The organism is Rubrivirga sp. S365, from assembly GCF_032248475.1.
In the GTDB taxonomy this organism is placed as follows: Bacteria; Bacteroidota; Rhodothermia; order Rhodothermales; family Rubricoccaceae; genus Rubrivirga; species Rubrivirga litoralis.
The window spans coordinates 271,333-286,678 of record NZ_JAVTTN010000001.1; the positions used below are offsets into that span (position 1 = coordinate 271,333).

The following is a 15,346-nucleotide window of genomic DNA, read 5'->3' on the forward strand; positions in this document are numbered from 1 at the left end:
AGCCTCTCAGCAGCCCCGCCCGCCCTCAGCGCCCGCCTGTGGCCTCCATCCCGCCCCCGTCGGCGCGGGGCGGGGCGGCCGGCTTGACGTACGTGTCCAGCCACCGGGCCTCCTCCCAGAGCATGTGGAGGAGCGACTCGCGCCCGCGGTAGCCGTGGCTCTCGGCCGGCAGGAGCACGAGCCGAGCTGTCCCGCCGAGGCCCTTGAGCGCGCCGTAGAGCCGCTCGGACTGGAGCGTGAACGTGCCCGGGTTGTTGTCGGCGTCGCCGTGGATGAGCAGGATCGGCTCGTCGATCTGGTCGGCGTGCATGAACGGGCTCATCCCGACGTAGAGCATCGGGTCGTCCCAGAACGTCCGCTCCTCACGCTGGAAGCCGAACGGCGTGAGCGTCCGGTTGTAGGCGCCGGACCGGGCGATCCCGGCGCGGAACAGGTCGGAGTGGGCGAGCAGGTTGCCGACCATGAACGCCCCGTAGCTGTGGCCGCCGACGGCCACGCGGTCGGGGTCCACGACGCCGCGCTCGGCGCCGGCGGCGATGGCCGCCTCGGCGTTCATCACGAGCTGCTCGCGGAACGTGTCGTTCGGCTGCGCCTCGCCCTCGCCGACGACGGGGAACGAGGCGTCGTCGAGGACGGCGTAGCCCTGCGTCACGAACGGGACGGCGCCCCAGTAGCTCACGCGCGTGAACTGGTAGGGCGAGTCCGACCGCTGGCCGGCCGCGTCGGCGCTCTTGAACTCGGTCGGGTAGGCCCAGACGAGCGTCGGCAGCGGGCCGTCGCGCTCGGCGTCGTAGCCGGCGGGGAGGTAGAGCGTGGCCGAGAGCGGGACGCCGTCGGCCCGCGTGTACTCGACCGTCTCCTTCTGGACGTCGGCCAGCTCGGGGTACGGGTGCGGAAAGTCGGTGAGCGCCCGCGCCTCGCCCGTCGCCAGGTCGCGCGCGACGAAGTTGGGCGGGGCGGTGACCGTCTCGCGCCGCGTGAGGAGCACCGCCCCGCCCTCGTCCAGGAAGGCGACGGGCGCCTCGTAGTACGGCGCCTGGGAGCGGAAGACCTCCGCGCTCTCGCCCGTCGCCAGGTCGAGGCGGCGGACGAACGGGCGGTTGCCCTCGGGCGAGGCGCCCTGGCCGGTCCAGAACGTGTCCGTGCCGTCGAGGACGAGGACCTCCGCCCCGCCCGCAGTCGGCTCCGTCATCGGCTGGCCGGGGTCGTCGTAGCGGTTCTCGAACGAGACCGTGAACAGCTCGCGGGGCGGGGCGGCCGGCCGCGACGGGTCGATCACGTAGGCCCGGCGCGTCCGGTCCTGCCACTGGTACTCCTCGACCACCGCCGTGTCGTCGTCGCCCCACGTCACGCCGCTAAAGCGGAGCGGGAGCGTGACGAGCGGCGCCGCCCCGCCCGCGAACGGGGCGTCGAGCGTGAACAGCCGGTCGCGGACGTCGGCCGGGGCGCCCGCGTCGCCGCCGTCCTGGGCCTCGGCCCAGACGAGCGTGGCCGGCGCGTCGGCCCGCCACGCGTGGCCGCGCGGGCCGGTGGGGACCGAGCCGAACGCGATGGGCACGCGCTCGGCGAGCGGGGCGTCGTGGACGAGCGTCGGCGCGCCCGTGGCCAGGTCCCACACCTCGACGCGCGTGGGGAAGCGGTACCACGGGACGAGGTACGAGTACGGCGCGTGGAGCGCCTCGGTGAGCACGAACCGGCCGTCCGGCGACGGCGAGACCGACGCGTAGACGGCCTCTGGCCCGAGCGGGGTGGCCGCCCCGGCGGGGTCCACCACCACGAGCTGACTCGTCATGTAGTAGTCAAAAAGCGCCTCGTCGCGCGGGCTCGCGAGCAGGTCCTGGTAGGTCCGCGCCGGGGCCGCCCGGCCCGCTGACTCCTGCACGACCGGGCCGGTCGGCACCGTCGTCTCCTCGGGCGCCCCGCCCCGCCCGCCCGGCACAGTGCGGACGACGAGGCGCCCGTCGGGGAGCCACGCGAACGACGCGCCCGGCGCCGCGTCGTTGACGGCCGCGTCGAGGGCGGGGCGGGCCGCTGCCGAGGCCACGTCGACCGTCCACAGCTCGACGCGGTCGGGGCGGTCGGCGAGGAGCGCGAGGCGCTGGCCGTCCGGGCTCCACTGCGGGCTGCGGAGTCGGGCGCCGTCGGGGAAGCCGGTGACCTCGCGCGCCACCCCGGCGGTTTGCGCCCCGCCCGCGACGGGTTTCAAGCTCAGGCTCGTGTAGCCGCTCGCCCGGCTCGGCCCGTTCGTCGCCGGGTTGATGCGGACGCCGGCCAGCCCCAACTCGGGCTCGGCCAGCTCGGCGACCGGCGGCGCGCCCGCGACAGCGAACAGCGCCATCGTCTCGCGGTCCGGGCTCAGGCGGACGGTCGGCGTCTGCGGCGCGTCGACGAGCGCGGCGAGCGCCGGCGCGGGCGTCTGGTAGACGAGCGGGTCGTCCTGGGCGCCCGCCCCGCCCGGAGCCTGCGCCTGCGCTGCCACGGCGGCCAGGAGGAAGGCGGCGAGGGCGGGGCGGAACGACCGGGGGCGGGGCGGAGCAGGCATGGCGGGGCGGGCGGAGTGGTCCCGGAGTATAGGTCGCCTTCGGCCCGACCCCGCGGGCGGGGCGGGCGCGGTGCCGCCCCGCCCTCGCCGGGCACGCGAGCCGGAACCCCGACGCCTTAAACCTCTACAAACAAGTAGACTTTCTTTACTCCGCAGATCCGCCCCGAGAGGCACAGGCACCGATGGCTACCCCGAAGATGAACCGAGACTGGCACCGCGTCCGCGACCGCATCAAGGCCCGCTGGTCCACCGTCGAGTTCGACGACAAGGCCATGAAGCAGACCCGGGGCGGCCTCAAGCAGATGGTCTCGCTCATCCACCACAAGACGGGCGAGCCGCGCGCCGAGATCAGGAAGAAGGTGGCCGCCGCGCTCTAAGGTTCGGCTCCGCCCGGCGAGAGCCTCGCCCTCCGCCACCCCGCCCCGCACGCGCCGGGCGGGGTGGCTCCGTTTGGGAGCACCCGCCGGGCGGGGCGGCGCTACTCTCCCTTCCCGCCCCCGCCCCGCCATGCCTGACGCAGACGCCATCGTCGTAGGAGCCGGCCTCGCCGGGCTCGTCGCCGCCGCCGAGCTCGCCGAGGCCGGGCGCCGCGTGGTCGTGCTCGACCAGGAGCCCGAGCAGAGCCTGGGCGGGCAGGCGTGGTGGTCGTTTGGCGGCCTGTTCCTCGTCGACAGCCCCGAGCAGCGGCGGCTCCGCGTCCGCGACAGCCGCGACCTCGCGTGGCAGGACTGGCTGGGCACGGCCGGCTTCGACCGCGACGACGACCTGTGGCCGCGCCGCTGGGCCGAGGCCTACGTCGACTGGGCGGCCGGCGAGAAGCGCGAGTGGGTGCGGCGGCAAGGCGTCAAGCTGTTCCCCATCGTCGGCTGGGCCGAGCGGGGCGGCTACGGCGCGACGGGTCCGGGCAACTCGGTGCCGCGGTTCCACATCGTCTGGGGCACCGGGCCGGGCCTCGTCGAGCCGTTCGTCCGCAAGCTCCGCGCGCACGGCGACCGCGTCCAGTTCCGGTTCCGCCACCGCGTGACCGGGCTGGCGACCGCGGGCGGGGCGGTGACGGGCGTGACCGGCGACGTGCTCGCGCCGAGCGACGCCGAGCGCGGGGCGCCCTCGAACCGAGACGTCGTGGGCGATTTCTCGCTCGACGCCGAGGCCGTCATCGTCACGAGCGGGGGGATCGGTGCCAACCTCGACCTCGTCCGCCAGAACTGGCCGCCGCGGCTGGGCGCCCCGCCCGAGCACCTGCTCGTCGGCGTGCCCGACTCGGTCGACGGGAAGATGCTGGGCGTGGTCGAGGAGGCCGGCGGCCGGATCCTCCACCCCGACCGGATGTGGCACTACGTCGAGGGCATCGAGAACTACGCGCCCGTCTGGAGCCGCCACGGCATCCGCATCCTGCCCGGCCCGTCGTCGCTGTGGCTGGACGCCGTCGGGCGGCGCCTGCCGGTCCCGCTGTTCCCCGGGTTCGACACGCTGGGCACGCTCGCGCACCTCCGCACGACCGGCCACGACCACTCGTGGTTCATCCTCACGCAGCGGATCATCGAGAAGGAGTTCGCGCTCTCGGGGTCAGAGCAGAACCCGGACCTCACGGGGCGGAGCCTGCGCGGCCTGGCGGGGCGGTTGGGCAAGGGCGCGCCGCCGCCCGTCGAGCGGTTCAAGGAGCGCGGCGCTGACTTCGTGGTCGCCCGCGACCTCGACGCGCTCGTCGACGGCATGAACCGGAAGACGGCCGCCCCGCTCCTGTCCGTCGCGGACATCCGGCGCGAGGTCGTCGCGCGGGACCGCGAGGTCGAGAACCCGTTCACGAAGGACCTCCAGATCACCGCGGTCCGCGGCGCCCGGCGGTTCCTGGGCGACAAGATCCTGCGCGTGGCCCCGCCCCACCGGCTGCTCGACCCCGACGCCGGCCCGCTCATCGCCGTCAAGCTCCACGTCCTCACGCGGAAGACGCTGGGCGGCATCGAGACCGACCTCGACGCCCGCGTGCTCGGGCGGGGTGGCGAGCCGGTCCCGGGTTTGTGGGCGGCCGGCGAGGCGGCCGGCTTCGGCGGCGGCGGGATGCACGGCTACCGCTCGCTCGAGGGCACCTTCCTCGGCGGCTGCCTGTTTTCGGGCCGCGCGGCGGGGCGGGCGGTGAGCGGGGCGGTGGGTCGGTAGATCGGTGCCCGCCCCGCCCGCGTGTCGTGGGGGCGGGGTGGGGGTCCACAGCGCCGCCGTCTCGTCGAGCGAGAGCGCCGGCGCCTTCCGCCGGCTCGCAGCGGCGGGTCAGGCGGCGAGGGCGCGGGCGTGGAGGATCTCGCTGTCCCCGAGCGGACGCACGTCCGACGCCCGCAGCGTCTCGACAGCGACCGTAGCCCCCGAGCCCGAGACGAACTCCACCTCGACCGCGCGGCCGCCGTCGTAGACGTAGACGACCGCACCGACGTCCCCCTCCTCTAAACCGAGGTCCGGGAGGTCGTGCGCCAGCACGACTGTGCCGAGTTCGCGGATCATGGGGTCAGGGTCGGCTCGTGTCCACAGGATACGCCGTGACGAGCCGCGGACGCTCATCGGGCGGCTCGACGATCCAGACGGTCTCGATCAGGACGACGGTGCCGCGCGGCGTGGGAAGATCACCGGCGGCGACGTACTTCGTCCCGAACGGGGTCGGTCGGACCGACGCGGGTGCGCCGGTGACGATACGGCGGAGACCATCGGCCAGCAGGTCCGCGTTGTTGTCGTCGAACCCGTGCGCCCGGAAGAAGCGGGCTTTCGACCCGCCGACGGGATGCGAGAGCGCGAGGAGGTAGTCCGTCAGCTTCTCGGGTGGGACGACGGCACCCTCTGCGTTCGGGACGGTCATGCACCGAAGCTACGAGCGCCTCCTGCCTCCCTACTCCACCGCCTCACCGCCGCCCGATCACGTCGACGACCACCGCAAACGGGACCGTCTCGGTCTCCAGGCAGTCGGGGTCGCCGACGCAAGACGCCGCCGGCACCACGTCCGTGGCGTACTCGATCTGGACGCGCTCGCCCTGGATGGCCTGGCCCTCGCACAGCGAGAAGTCACCCATAACCTGCTCCACCCCGCCCCCGTCCGTGCGGAGCGTGAGGTGGCACACGCGCTCGCCGGCCTCGACATCCTCGACGAACGCCCGGCGGGGGACGGTCTGCCCGGCGACCGTGACCGTCGGCGGGAGCGTCGTGTCGACGGCGGCGGGGGCGGGGCGGGCGGGGGTCTCGGCGGCGTCGCTCTCGTTCGACACCACCTCGACGGCGCCGGGGGGCGGGGCGGTTGCCGCGGCGCCTTCGGGCGGGGCGTCGGTGCAGGCGGCGAGGGCGGCGAGTGCCGCCAGGGCGGGGAGGGCGAGCGGGCGGGTCATCTCGGGAGCGGGAGGGGCCGGGATCTACCCGCTGCGCGGGCCGGCGATCCCCGCAAGCCACCGGCCAGGGCGGCCCTGAGCCCGACCACCCCGCCCCGCGTCGCCGGGCGGGGCGGCGGGCGGGGCAGCCCTACTCGCCCGGCGCGTAGTCGAACGCGCCGATCGCGCCGGGGAACACGACCGGGCTCTCGCTCCCGTCGGCGGCCACGCTCGACACGCCGAACAGGTAGTTGTCGATGACCACGTTCCCCAGCGTGTAGTGCTGCTCGGCCTCGCCGTTGTCGGGGACGAACACGGAGCGCTCCCACTGCGGGCTCGTCGTGAGCCGCCAGTTCACGCGGAACCCGGCGAGCTGCGGGTTCTCCGCCGCGTCCGGCCGCTCCCACCGGAGCGTCGTCGACGGCCGGACGGCGCCCTCGATCGTCACGCCTGAGGGCGGGGCGGGGGCGCCGGCGAAGGCGGCCAGCGCGACCGCGTTGAGGGCCGTGAGCTTGGCCGCGTAGTCGAAGTCGACGTACTCGACCGTGTCGCCGTAGTGGCGCGGCGTGCCGTCGGGGTAGGCCTCGGTGCGGAGGTCCTGGTGCTGGCGGTCGTAGTGCTCGTGCGTCTCCATGATGCGGACGCCGGGGTAGCCCACGTTCGTGAACGGCGTGTGGTGGCCGCCCCGCCCGAAGCGGTCGAGCCGGTAGACCATCATCACGTCCAGGTTGCGGACGTACTGGTCGGCCAGCCGGTCGATGGCGCGGGCGAGGTTCCGGCTCGGCCCGTCGACCTCGCCGCCCGTGAACCGGCGGAGACGGGCCTCCTGCTCAGTCTCGGTCGGGCGCGTGGCCTCGGAGAAGACGCGGGCGCTCGTGTTGTCGCACACGCCGTCGATCCCGCAGCTGTTGCCGATCATGTCGTTGTTGAGGACGGCCTCGATGCGCCAGCCCTCGGCACGCGCGGTCTCGGCCATGATCTGGCCGCCGAACAGGCCCTGCTCCTCCCCGCTCAGTCCGGCGTAGACGATCGTTCCGGGGAACTCGTACTGGCTGAGCACGCGGGCCGCCTCGATGGCGCCGGCCATGCCGGAGGCGTTGTCGTTGGCGCCCGGCGCGTCGCTCGTCGCGTCGAGCGCGTCGGACGCCCGGCTGTCGATGTCGCCCGACATGACCACGTAGCGGTCGGGGTCGGACGTCCCGCGCTGGATGGCGAGGACGTTGACGACCTCGACCGGCTCGGGGATGCGGCGCTCGCCCGTCACCACGCGGCGCTGCTCGACCACCTCGAGGCACCCGCCGCAGGCCGCCGAGATCCGCTCGAACTCGGCCCGGATCCACCGCCGCGCCGCGCCGATCCCGCGCGTATCGCTCACGGTGTCGGACAGCGTGTGCCGCGTCCCGAAGCCGGCGAGGCGCCGGACGTCGGCCTCAATCCGGTCGGCGTCGACGGCCGCGGCCACGGCGTAGAGGCGCTGCACGTCCGCGGGCGGGGCGGTCCCGCCAACGAGGGAGTCCGGCCACGGCCGGTCCGTCGGCCGGTTGGCGTCGACGCCGGGCTGGGCGAGCGCGGCGGCGGGGAGGAGGGCGGCGAAGACGAAAAGGCGTGGGAGCCGCATCGGCGTAGGGCGGTTGGCGTGGTACGTGTGGCGATGGTACGGCCACCCCGCCCCTCCCGCTCCGCCCCGCCCGCGCGCATGCAGATCTGGCTCCTCCTCCCCGGCCTCCTCCTGGTCGGCCTCTCCCTCTACGACGCCCTCTACACGACGCTCGGGCGGGGCGGCGGGCCACTCACGAAGCGGCTCAGCCGGGGGGCGTGGCGGTTTACGCAGAGCGACGTCGGGCAGCGCGTGTCGGGCTTCTTCTTCAGCCAGCTCGGGCTCGTGGTCCTGCTCCTGGCCATCTTCTCGTGGACCGTCCTGCTGTGGGCGGGGTGGACGCTCGTGTTCCTGGCCTCCGACGGCGCCATCGTGGCGGCGTCGTCGGGCGCGCCGGCCGGGTTCTGGTCGCGGGTCTACTTCGTCGGCTACACGCTCGTTACGCTGGGCCTGGGCGACTACCAGCCGGAGGGGGCCGTGTGGCAAATGCTCACGACGACGGCCTCGCTCTCGGGGCTCATCGTGCTCAGCCTCGCCATCTCGTACGTGCTCCCGGTCCTCCAGGCCGCCGTCGACCGGCGCGGCACGGCGGCGGCGCTGTGGGGGCTCGGCGAGACGCCGGAGGAAATCATCCGCACCATGTGGGACCCCGACCGGGGGTGCGAGGCCTTCGAGCAGCACCTCATCGGGCTCACGCCGGCGCTCACGACGCTGGCCCAGCAGCACCTGGCCTACCCGGTCCTCCACCACTTCCGCGGCTCGCGCCGGCGCGAGGCGCTGGCGCCGTCGCTGGCCGCGCTCGACGAGGCCCTGTCGATTGCCGAGCACGCGCTCTCCGGCGACTGCCTGAGCCCGGGCGCGTTCCACCCCGCCCGCGCCGCCATCGACACGCTCCTCGACCGGCTCCAGGAGCAGTCGGTCGAGCCCTCCAGCGAGGCGCCGACGCCGCCGTCGCTCAGCGGCCTCCGCTCCGACGGGTACCCCGTGTGCTCGGACGAGGCCTACTACGAGTCGCTCCGCGAGGACGTCTGCGACCGCCGCCGCCGGATGCTCCTGGGCCTCGTCGAGGGCGAGGGCTGGGACTGGGACCACGTCCTCGACGGCTACGACGACTGACGCGTTGGGGGGTACTGGGTACGAGGTACTGGGTACGCGGGCTGAGAGGCCGTTTTCGTTCCGCTCCCCACCCGAGGAGTGCCGCGCGGGCGGGGTGGGAAGGCGGGCGCTCCGCCCCGCCCACGCGGCGGCGGGCGGGGTGGAGAAGGAGGGACGGGACGGCGCGGCCTCTTCTCCTCGTTGCCTCTCCTCCTCTTCTCTCGCCCGCTCCCCTTGGGCGGGGCGGTCGCGGACGGGCCGCCCCGCTCACGCGACGGCGGGCGGGCCGGAGTCCTCGTCGAGCGGGTCGAGGTCGCGCGGCGGCCCCGTCTGGAGCACGTGCCGGACCAGGCGCGGGACGGTCAGCCCCTGCACGACGATCGAGAACACGACGACGGCGTAGGTCGCCACGAGGAGCGTCTCGCGGACCGGCCCCGGCGGCAGCGACAGCGCGAGCGCGACCGAGATGCCGCCGCGGAGGCCGCCCCAGACCAGCACCCGCTTGACGCCGGCCTCCTGCCGGAGCCCGAACGGGCGGAGCCCGGCGAGCGGGACGAACACGCCGACCGACCGGCCAAGCAGCGCGATCGGGACGGCCAGCAGCGCGAGGACCACGGCCGACGGCGCGAACGTGATGACCAGGATCTCGAGCCCGATGAGCACGAACAGGACCGCGTTCAGGACCTCGTCGATCAGCTCCCAGAACACGTCGAGCCGGTCCCGCGTGAGATCGCTCATGGCGAACGCCCGCCCCTGGTTGCCGATGAGGAGCCCGGCCACGACGATCGCAATCGGCGCCGAGAGGTGGAGCGCCCCGGCGAGCGCGTACCCGCCGGTCACGAGCGCGAGCGTGACGAGCACCTCGACCTTGTAGTCGTCGATCGACCGGAGCATCCGGTAGGCGACGTAGCCGGCCACGGCCCCGAACAGGGCGCCGCCGCCGGCCTCCTGCGCGAACAGGAGCGCCACGTCGCCGGCCGTCACCGGCTCGGTCCCCCGCGCCAGCTCGAGGAGGATGAGGAAAACGACGACGCCGACGCCGTCGTTGAACAGGCTCTCGCCGGCGATCTTGGTCTCGAGCGAGCGGGGCACGCCCATCGTGGACAACAGCCCCATGACGGCGATCGGGTCCGTCGGCGAGATGAGCGCCCCGAACAGGAGCGCGTCGATCAGGCGGAGGTCGAGCCCGAGCGCGCCGGCGGCGAGGAACGTGAGCCCGCCGATGACGGCCGTCGAGATCACGACGCCGAACGTGGCCAGCACCGCGATCGTCCCCTTGTGCTCGGCGAGGTCGCCCAGGTCGACGTGGAGGGCGCCGGCGAAGAGCAGGAACGAGAGCATCCCCTGGAGCAGCGTCTCGTCGAAGTCGATGCCCTGGAGCAGCCGCCGCGCCGGCACGTCGAGGTCGATCCCGACGCCGTGCAGCGCCAGCAGCGCGAGCGACGTCAGGAGCGCGATGAGCATGACCCCGATCGTCGTCGGCAACCGGACCGTCCGGTGGTTGGCGTAGGCGAACAGCGCCGTGACGGTCAGGAGCGCGGCGAGCGTGCCGAATAAACCCATCGTGGAGGGGGCGGACCCAAAGGGCGGGGTGGCCTCCTCAAGCGCCACCGGGGGCGGGGCGGTTCCTGCTCCACCCCGCCCAGGGCCTGCGGTTGCGGGCGGGGTGGGGTGCCCGTCGCGCTCGCCGCCCCGCCCGTCTAAAACAGCGGGCGGGCGGGGCGGTCAGTCGTCCCGCAGTTCGACCAGGACCTCCCCGCCCCGCAGCGCCACGAGCGCGGCCGGCAACTGCTCGGCCAGCACGCGCTTCAGGTTGGCCGTCGTCGTGTTTCCGACGCGGAGCCAGACAACGGAAGGCGAGCCACGCCGCTCGACCTCGTCGGCGAAGTCCCGATCTTTCGTGAGCACGACGGCGCCAGCTCCGCGCGCGGCGTCGAAGATGGACGGGTCCTTCGCCTCGATGAGCCCGAGCCTTTGTGCGGAGACCGCGTCCACGCCGTCGAACGCCTGGGTAATCCAGCGCGCGAGCGCCGGCGACAGCATCGCGTCGATCCAGAGCGTCAGGCGGCCCTCGCCGGCTGGCTCGTCGCCTCGCTGGCGTACTTCAGGCTGGCCTCGACGTCGGCGCGTTCGAGGTAGGGGAGTTCCTCGACCACCTCGTCCGGGCTCAGCCCCGCCGCCAGAAGGTCCAGCACGTCTGACACGCGCACGCGCATCCCGCGGATGCAGGGGCGCCCGCCGCACTGCTCGGGGTCGATCGTGATGCGCTGGTGCCAGTCGGTCATGGCAATGAAACGGAGCGGACGCCGACAGGCTCCCCCCCGCCCCGCCCAGGCCTTCGGGCGGGGTGACGCTCCCCATCCCGCCCATGCTTGCGTCTCGACGCTGTGTTGTGGTGGAGTGCGGCGGGGTGGAGCGTACGCCGCCCCGCCCTACGCGAACAGGAGCCGGCGGCCCTTAGGCTCGGGGACGTCTCGGCCGAGCTCCTGCGCCGTCTCGATCCACGCGCGGATCGCGTCTTCTACGTTCTCAACGGCCTCTGCGTACGTCTCGCCGTCAGAGACGCACCCTGGAAGCTCGGGGACCTCCGCTACGTACGCGCCGTCTTCGTCGCTCCAATACAGGATGATCTCGTAGCGGAGGTCAGGTGCTTCCATCGTTGGCGAGGTTGTGTTCGGTGATGAGCGCGCGGGCCTTCCTAACGTAGACGCGCTTGACCGGCCTGTGCTTGGGGACGGTCAAGATAGATGGGACCGCCGGGTGGGAGAACGTGTAATGGCTCCCTCTCGGCGCACGCTGCTCAAACCCAAGCCTGAGGAGGACAGACCGCAACTCCTCGAACGAGAAGCTGGCGTCGGACGTGCCGCGGAGAAGGCGGGCGAGGAGTTTGTCGTGCTTCGACATGACCGTAGAAATGTAAAAAAGCCGACCGCTCCTTCTCGTAGGAGTGGCCGGCTCGGGGCGGAGTCGGGAGGCGCAACGCGCGTGTGCCTGTCATGCATCGCGGGCTGGCTACCGCTCTCGTAAGATAGCGCTCCTTGCCCTCAACGGGCGAATGCCCAACCCCGCCTAACGTTAAAACGCCCCCGGCTGGCGGACCAACCGGGGGCGCAACCTGCGCGGGCGGGGCGGCTCAGCCGCAGCCCGTCGACGACCCGCAGTTCGGGCAGCTGTAGCACGCCCCCGCCCGCACCGTGATGCCGCCGCAGTTGGGGCAGGCCGGCGCGTCGTCCTGGTTCTGGAACGCGCCGAGTTGGCCGTCGGCGTCGGCGGCGAGGACCGCCTCGACCGCCCCGCCCACGTGCGGCGACGCCGCGGCCGCCCCGCCCCCGTCGAGAGCGGCCTGGGCCGCCGCGAACAGGTCGGCCTGGACCTCGTCGGCGGCCGGGCCGTGGCGGTCGGCCTCAGCCGCCACGGCCACGGTAGGGTCCACCGACACCCCGTCCTCGGCGGCCAGGTCCGAGCCCGCCCCGCCCGCGGGCGGGGTGGCGTCGCCCGTGCTCAGGAAGCGGAGCGAGAGGTAGCGGAAGATGTAGTCCGTGATCGACTTGGCGATCGGGATCTGGGGGTTGTTCGTGAACCCGGCCGGCTCGAACCGGACGTGGCCGAACTTGCTCACCAGGTCCTCCAGCGGCACGCCGTACTGGAACGCCAGCGAGATGGCCGTGGCGAAGCTGTCCATGAGCCCGGCGATGGTCGAGCCCTGCTTGGCCATCGTGATAAAGATCTCGCCCGGGCGGCCGGCGAGCGTGTGGCCCTCGGGGTAGAGCCCGACGTGGAGGTACCCCTCGTGGCCGGCCACCGAGAACTTGTGCGTCACGCTCGGGCGCTCGTCTGGCAGCCGCTCGCGGTGCGGGCGGTAGACGACCTTCTCGACAATCCGCTCCGCAAGCTCGGGCGGGGCGGTCGCGGCCCCGTCGCCGGACACGTCCGCCACCCCGCCCGCGCCGGCCGTCTTGCCTGACGTGTTGCCGCCGGACTTCGTCGAGAGCGGCTGGCTCCGCTTCGAGTTCTCGCGGTAAATGGCGACCGCCTTCAGGCCCAACTCCCACGACTGCATGTAGGCGTCGGCGATGTCCTCGACCGTCGCGCTCTCGGACAGGTTGACCGTCTTCGAGATGGCGCCCGAGATGAACGGCTGCGTCGCCGCCATCATCCGGATGTGGCCGAGGTGCGAGATCGAGCGCTCGCCGTTGTGCGGCTTGAACGCGCAGTCGAAGACCGGCAGGTGCTCGGGCTTGAGGCCGGGCGCCCCCTCGATCGTGTCCTGCTCGTCGATGTAGGCGACGATCTCCCCGGCCTCAGCGTCCGTGTAGCCGAGGCGCTTCAGGGCCTCGGGCACCGTCTGGTTCACGATCTTCATGAGCCCGTCGCCCTTGCCGGCGAGCAGCTTGTACTTGACGAGCGCGAGGTCGGGCTCGATGCCCGTCGTGTCGCAGTCCATCATGAACCCGATCGTCCCGGTCGGGGCGAGGACCGTGGCCTGCGCGTTCCGGTAACCGTGAGCCTCGCCCAGCGCCACCATCCGGTCGGCGCTCTCTTGGGCGGCGTCGCGGAGGTAGGCCGGGCAGGACGCGTGGATGTCGGCGACCGCGTCGCGGTGCATCCGCATGACCTCGAGGAAGGGCTCCTCGTTCTCGGCGTAGCCCTCGAACGTCCCGATCGCCGGGTTCGACGCGATCTCCGCGCTTCGGGCGTAGCCCTCGCAGTGCTCGATGGCCATGACGGCGCCGGCGACGGCGCGGCCCTCGTCGGAGTCGTACGGGAGCCCCATCGACATGAGGAGCGCGCCGAGGTTGGCGAACCCCAGCCCGAGCGGCCGGAAGCGGTGGCTGTTCGCCGCGATCCGGTCCGAGGGGTAGCCCGCGTTGTCGACCAGGATCTCCTGGGCCGTGAGGAACAGGCGCGCCGCCGCCCGGAAGCGCTCGACGTCGAACGCGCCGTCGGCCGTCTTGAACTTCATCAGGTTCAGCGACGCCAGGTTGCACGCCGAGTCGTCGACGAACATGTACTCCGAGCACGGGTTGCTCGAGTTGATCGGCCCCGTGTTCTTGCACGTGTGCCAGCGCTGGATTGTGTCCTCGTACTGCGCGCCCGGATCGCCGCAGACGTGCGTGCCCTCGGCGATGAGGGCCAGCAGGTCGGCCGCGTCGACCGTGTCGACGGCCTCCCCGCTCGTGACGGCCGTGAGCTCGAAGGCCCGCCCCGCCCGGGCCGCCTCCATAAAGGCGTCGTTGAGGCGGACCGACTGGTTCACGTTCTGGAAGGCGACCGAGCCGTAGGCGTCGCCGTTGAACGAGCCGTCGTAGCCCTCCTCGATGAGCGCCCACGCCTTGCGCTCCTCGTCCTGCTTGGCGCGGACGAACTCCAAGATGTCCGGGTGCCACACCTTCAGCGTCTGCATGATGGCCGCGCGGCGCGTCTTGCCGCCCGACTTGATCGTGCCGCCGGTCGCGTCCTGGACCTTCATGAAGCTGACCGGGCCGGACGGGATGCCGCCGCCGGAGAGCTTCTCGTGGCTCGACCGGAGCTTGGACCAGTCGGCCCCCACCCCACTCCCGAACTTGAACAGCCGGGCGCTCTCGCCCATCAGCTTCCAGATGTCGTCGACCGAGTCCTCGACCGAGATGATGAAGCAGGCGCTCGCCTGCGGCCGCTCGTAGGGGTCGACGGCGACGACCTCGCCCTTGTCGACGTCCCACCCGGAGATCGTCTTGCCGCCCGAGTCGCGGACGCCGTACTGGGCGCCCAGCCCGACGTTGAACCACACGGGGCTGTTGAAGGCGCCGTACTGGTTCGTGCAGAGCCACGTGAGCTCGTCGTAGAACGCCTCGGCGTCGGCGTCCGAGGCGAAGTAGCCCTGGTCGCGGCCCCAGTCCGTGATCGTCCGCGTGACGCGGTGGACGAGCTGCTTCAGGCTGTACTCGCGCTGGCCCTCGGCCGGCGAGCCGTTGCCGGTCTCGGTGTCGCCGTAGAAGTACTTCGACGCGACGACGTTGACGGCGAGCGGGCTGAACGCCTCGGGGAACTCGACGCCGCGCTGCTCGAAGATGGCCTCGCCGGCGAAGTTCTTGATCGCCGCGTCGCGCGTGGTCCAGGCGACGCTGTCGAACGGGTGCTGGCCCTCGGTCGAGAACGCGCGGTCGATCGTGAGGCCGCCGGCGTGCGGGGCGGCGGGTGCCTTGGTCTTGGCCATGAGTCGGGGGGAAAGCGAGGGGGAGAGGCGGCGGCCGCGTCCCGCTCCGGTCTCGGGAGCGGCAGGGGAGCACCGGCGCTTCGTGGACCTGGAGGGCGGGGCGGCCCGTCGGGAGCGCGGCCGGCGTCCTGCCCGGCGCGTGCCTCGAAGCGGACCTCAAGTAAGCCGCGAGCCGGGCGGCGGCGCAAGGACGCTCCGTCCACGGGTTATCCACAGCGTGGACAGCGCCGTGCGGGCGGGGTGGCCGAGCACCTCCACGGCCCCACCCCGCCCTATTTCGACGACCCAAGGCCGGAGCGCCGTCCGTTATCCGAGACCGCCCCGCCCTCCGTGTGCCGCGCGCGGGGCGGGGCGGGGCCGTTCTCCCCCTCTCGATGGCGAGCCGTTATGCAGGCTCCAGGACCATAACGGTCGTTGAGCGCGGGCGGGGCGGGAGCGTCAGGCCGACGCGCGGCCAGTGCCTCACACCGACACCACCCCGCCCCCGTGCAGCGCGGAGGGCGGAGGGCGGGGCGGCGAGAGCGCACCGTTCAGGAGGACGCAGAGTGCGGACCCGCGGCTCGGGTGGCCCGCCT

Annotated in this window: 14 protein-coding genes; 3 read left to right on the plus strand and 11 right to left on the minus strand. The window is 73.1% G+C overall.

The features are described from left to right. Positions 1–25: 25 nt before the first annotated feature. Positions 26–2,542 (minus strand): prolyl oligopeptidase family serine peptidase, encoded by a 2,517-nt coding sequence (locus RQM47_RS01200; protein ID WP_311664213.1) that lies wholly within the window; start codon positions 2,540–2,542, stop codon positions 26–28. A gap of 197 nt (positions 2,543–2,739) precedes the next feature. Here RQM47_RS01200 and RQM47_RS01205 point away from each other — a divergent pair, with 197 nt between their 5' ends. Further along, positions 2,740–2,919 carry a general stress protein CsbD gene (locus tag RQM47_RS01205; protein WP_314007050.1) on the plus strand — a complete coding sequence of 60 codons (180 nt, stop codon included), beginning with the start codon at positions 2,740–2,742 and terminating at the stop codon, positions 2,917–2,919. Between the two features lie 130 nt (positions 2,920–3,049). Further along, positions 3,050–4,699: an FAD-binding dehydrogenase gene (locus tag RQM47_RS01210; RefSeq protein ID WP_311664209.1), complete on the plus strand. Its 1,650-nt coding sequence runs from the start codon at positions 3,050–3,052 to the stop codon at positions 4,697–4,699. Positions 4,700–4,807: 108 nt separating this feature from the next. Here RQM47_RS01210 and RQM47_RS01215 read toward each other — a convergent pair whose 3' ends face one another. The 4 genes from RQM47_RS01215 to RQM47_RS01230 all read right to left on the minus strand — a co-directional run bounded on the left by RQM47_RS01215 (position 4,808) and on the right by RQM47_RS01230 (position 7,501). Then, positions 4,808–5,035, minus strand: a complete 228-nt coding sequence (locus RQM47_RS01215; RefSeq protein ID WP_311663606.1) for a DUF4926 domain-containing protein — start codon at positions 5,033–5,035, stop codon at positions 4,808–4,810. A 4-nt stretch (positions 5,036–5,039) separates the two neighbouring features. Beyond that, on the minus strand, positions 5,040–5,384 hold the full coding sequence (locus tag RQM47_RS01220; protein WP_311663605.1) for a DUF6883 domain-containing protein: 345 nt from the start codon (positions 5,382–5,384) through the stop codon (positions 5,040–5,042). A 43-nt stretch (positions 5,385–5,427) separates the two neighbouring features. Beyond that, entirely contained in the window at positions 5,428–5,904 is a 477-nt protein-coding gene (locus RQM47_RS01225; protein WP_311663604.1) for a hypothetical protein, read from the minus strand. 130 nt (positions 5,905–6,034) lie between these two features. Further along, complete coding sequence (locus RQM47_RS01230; RefSeq protein WP_314007052.1) at positions 6,035–7,501, minus strand: M28 family peptidase; 1,467 nt, start codon at positions 7,499–7,501, stop codon at positions 6,035–6,037. A gap of 78 nt (positions 7,502–7,579) precedes the next feature. Between RQM47_RS01230 and RQM47_RS01235 the strand changes: the two genes are divergently transcribed. Beyond that, positions 7,580–8,596 carry an ion channel gene (locus RQM47_RS01235; RefSeq protein ID WP_314007054.1) on the plus strand — a complete coding sequence of 339 codons (1,017 nt, stop codon included), beginning with the start codon at positions 7,580–7,582 and terminating at the stop codon, positions 8,594–8,596. A gap of 246 nt (positions 8,597–8,842) precedes the next feature. On the opposite strand, the gene RQM47_RS01240 is transcribed toward RQM47_RS01235, so the two are convergent. The 6 genes from RQM47_RS01240 to RQM47_RS01265 all read right to left on the minus strand — a co-directional run bounded on the left by RQM47_RS01240 (position 8,843) and on the right by RQM47_RS01265 (position 14,771). Beyond that, on the minus strand, positions 8,843–10,138 hold the full coding sequence (locus RQM47_RS01240) for a sodium:proton antiporter (protein ID WP_314007055.1): 1,296 nt from the start codon (positions 10,136–10,138) through the stop codon (positions 8,843–8,845). Between the two features lie 162 nt (positions 10,139–10,300). Continuing rightward, a complete protein-coding gene (locus RQM47_RS01245) occupies positions 10,301–10,639 on the minus strand; it encodes a DUF5615 family PIN-like protein (protein WP_314009431.1) in 339 nt (112 codons plus the stop codon). Beyond that, the gene (locus RQM47_RS01250) at positions 10,636–10,860 is read right to left on the minus strand and encodes a DUF433 domain-containing protein (protein WP_314007058.1); all 225 of its coding nucleotides are present in this window, start codon (positions 10,858–10,860) and stop codon (positions 10,636–10,638) included. Before RQM47_RS01250 ends, RQM47_RS01245 begins: the two co-directional genes overlap by 4 nt. Positions 10,861–11,007: 147 nt before the next feature. Then, the gene (locus RQM47_RS01255; protein ID WP_314007062.1) at positions 11,008–11,232 is read right to left on the minus strand and encodes a type II toxin-antitoxin system HicB family antitoxin; all 225 of its coding nucleotides are present in this window, start codon (positions 11,230–11,232) and stop codon (positions 11,008–11,010) included. Next, complete coding sequence (locus tag RQM47_RS01260) at positions 11,219–11,479, minus strand: type II toxin-antitoxin system HicA family toxin (protein ID WP_314007064.1); 261 nt, start codon at positions 11,477–11,479, stop codon at positions 11,219–11,221. Before RQM47_RS01260 ends, RQM47_RS01255 begins: the two co-directional genes overlap by 14 nt. 229 nt (positions 11,480–11,708) lie before the next feature. Then, positions 11,709–14,771 carry a vitamin B12-dependent ribonucleotide reductase gene (locus tag RQM47_RS01265; RefSeq protein ID WP_314007067.1) on the minus strand — a complete coding sequence of 1,021 codons (3,063 nt, stop codon included), beginning with the start codon at positions 14,769–14,771 and terminating at the stop codon, positions 11,709–11,711. Positions 14,772–15,346 lie beyond the last annotated feature (575 nt).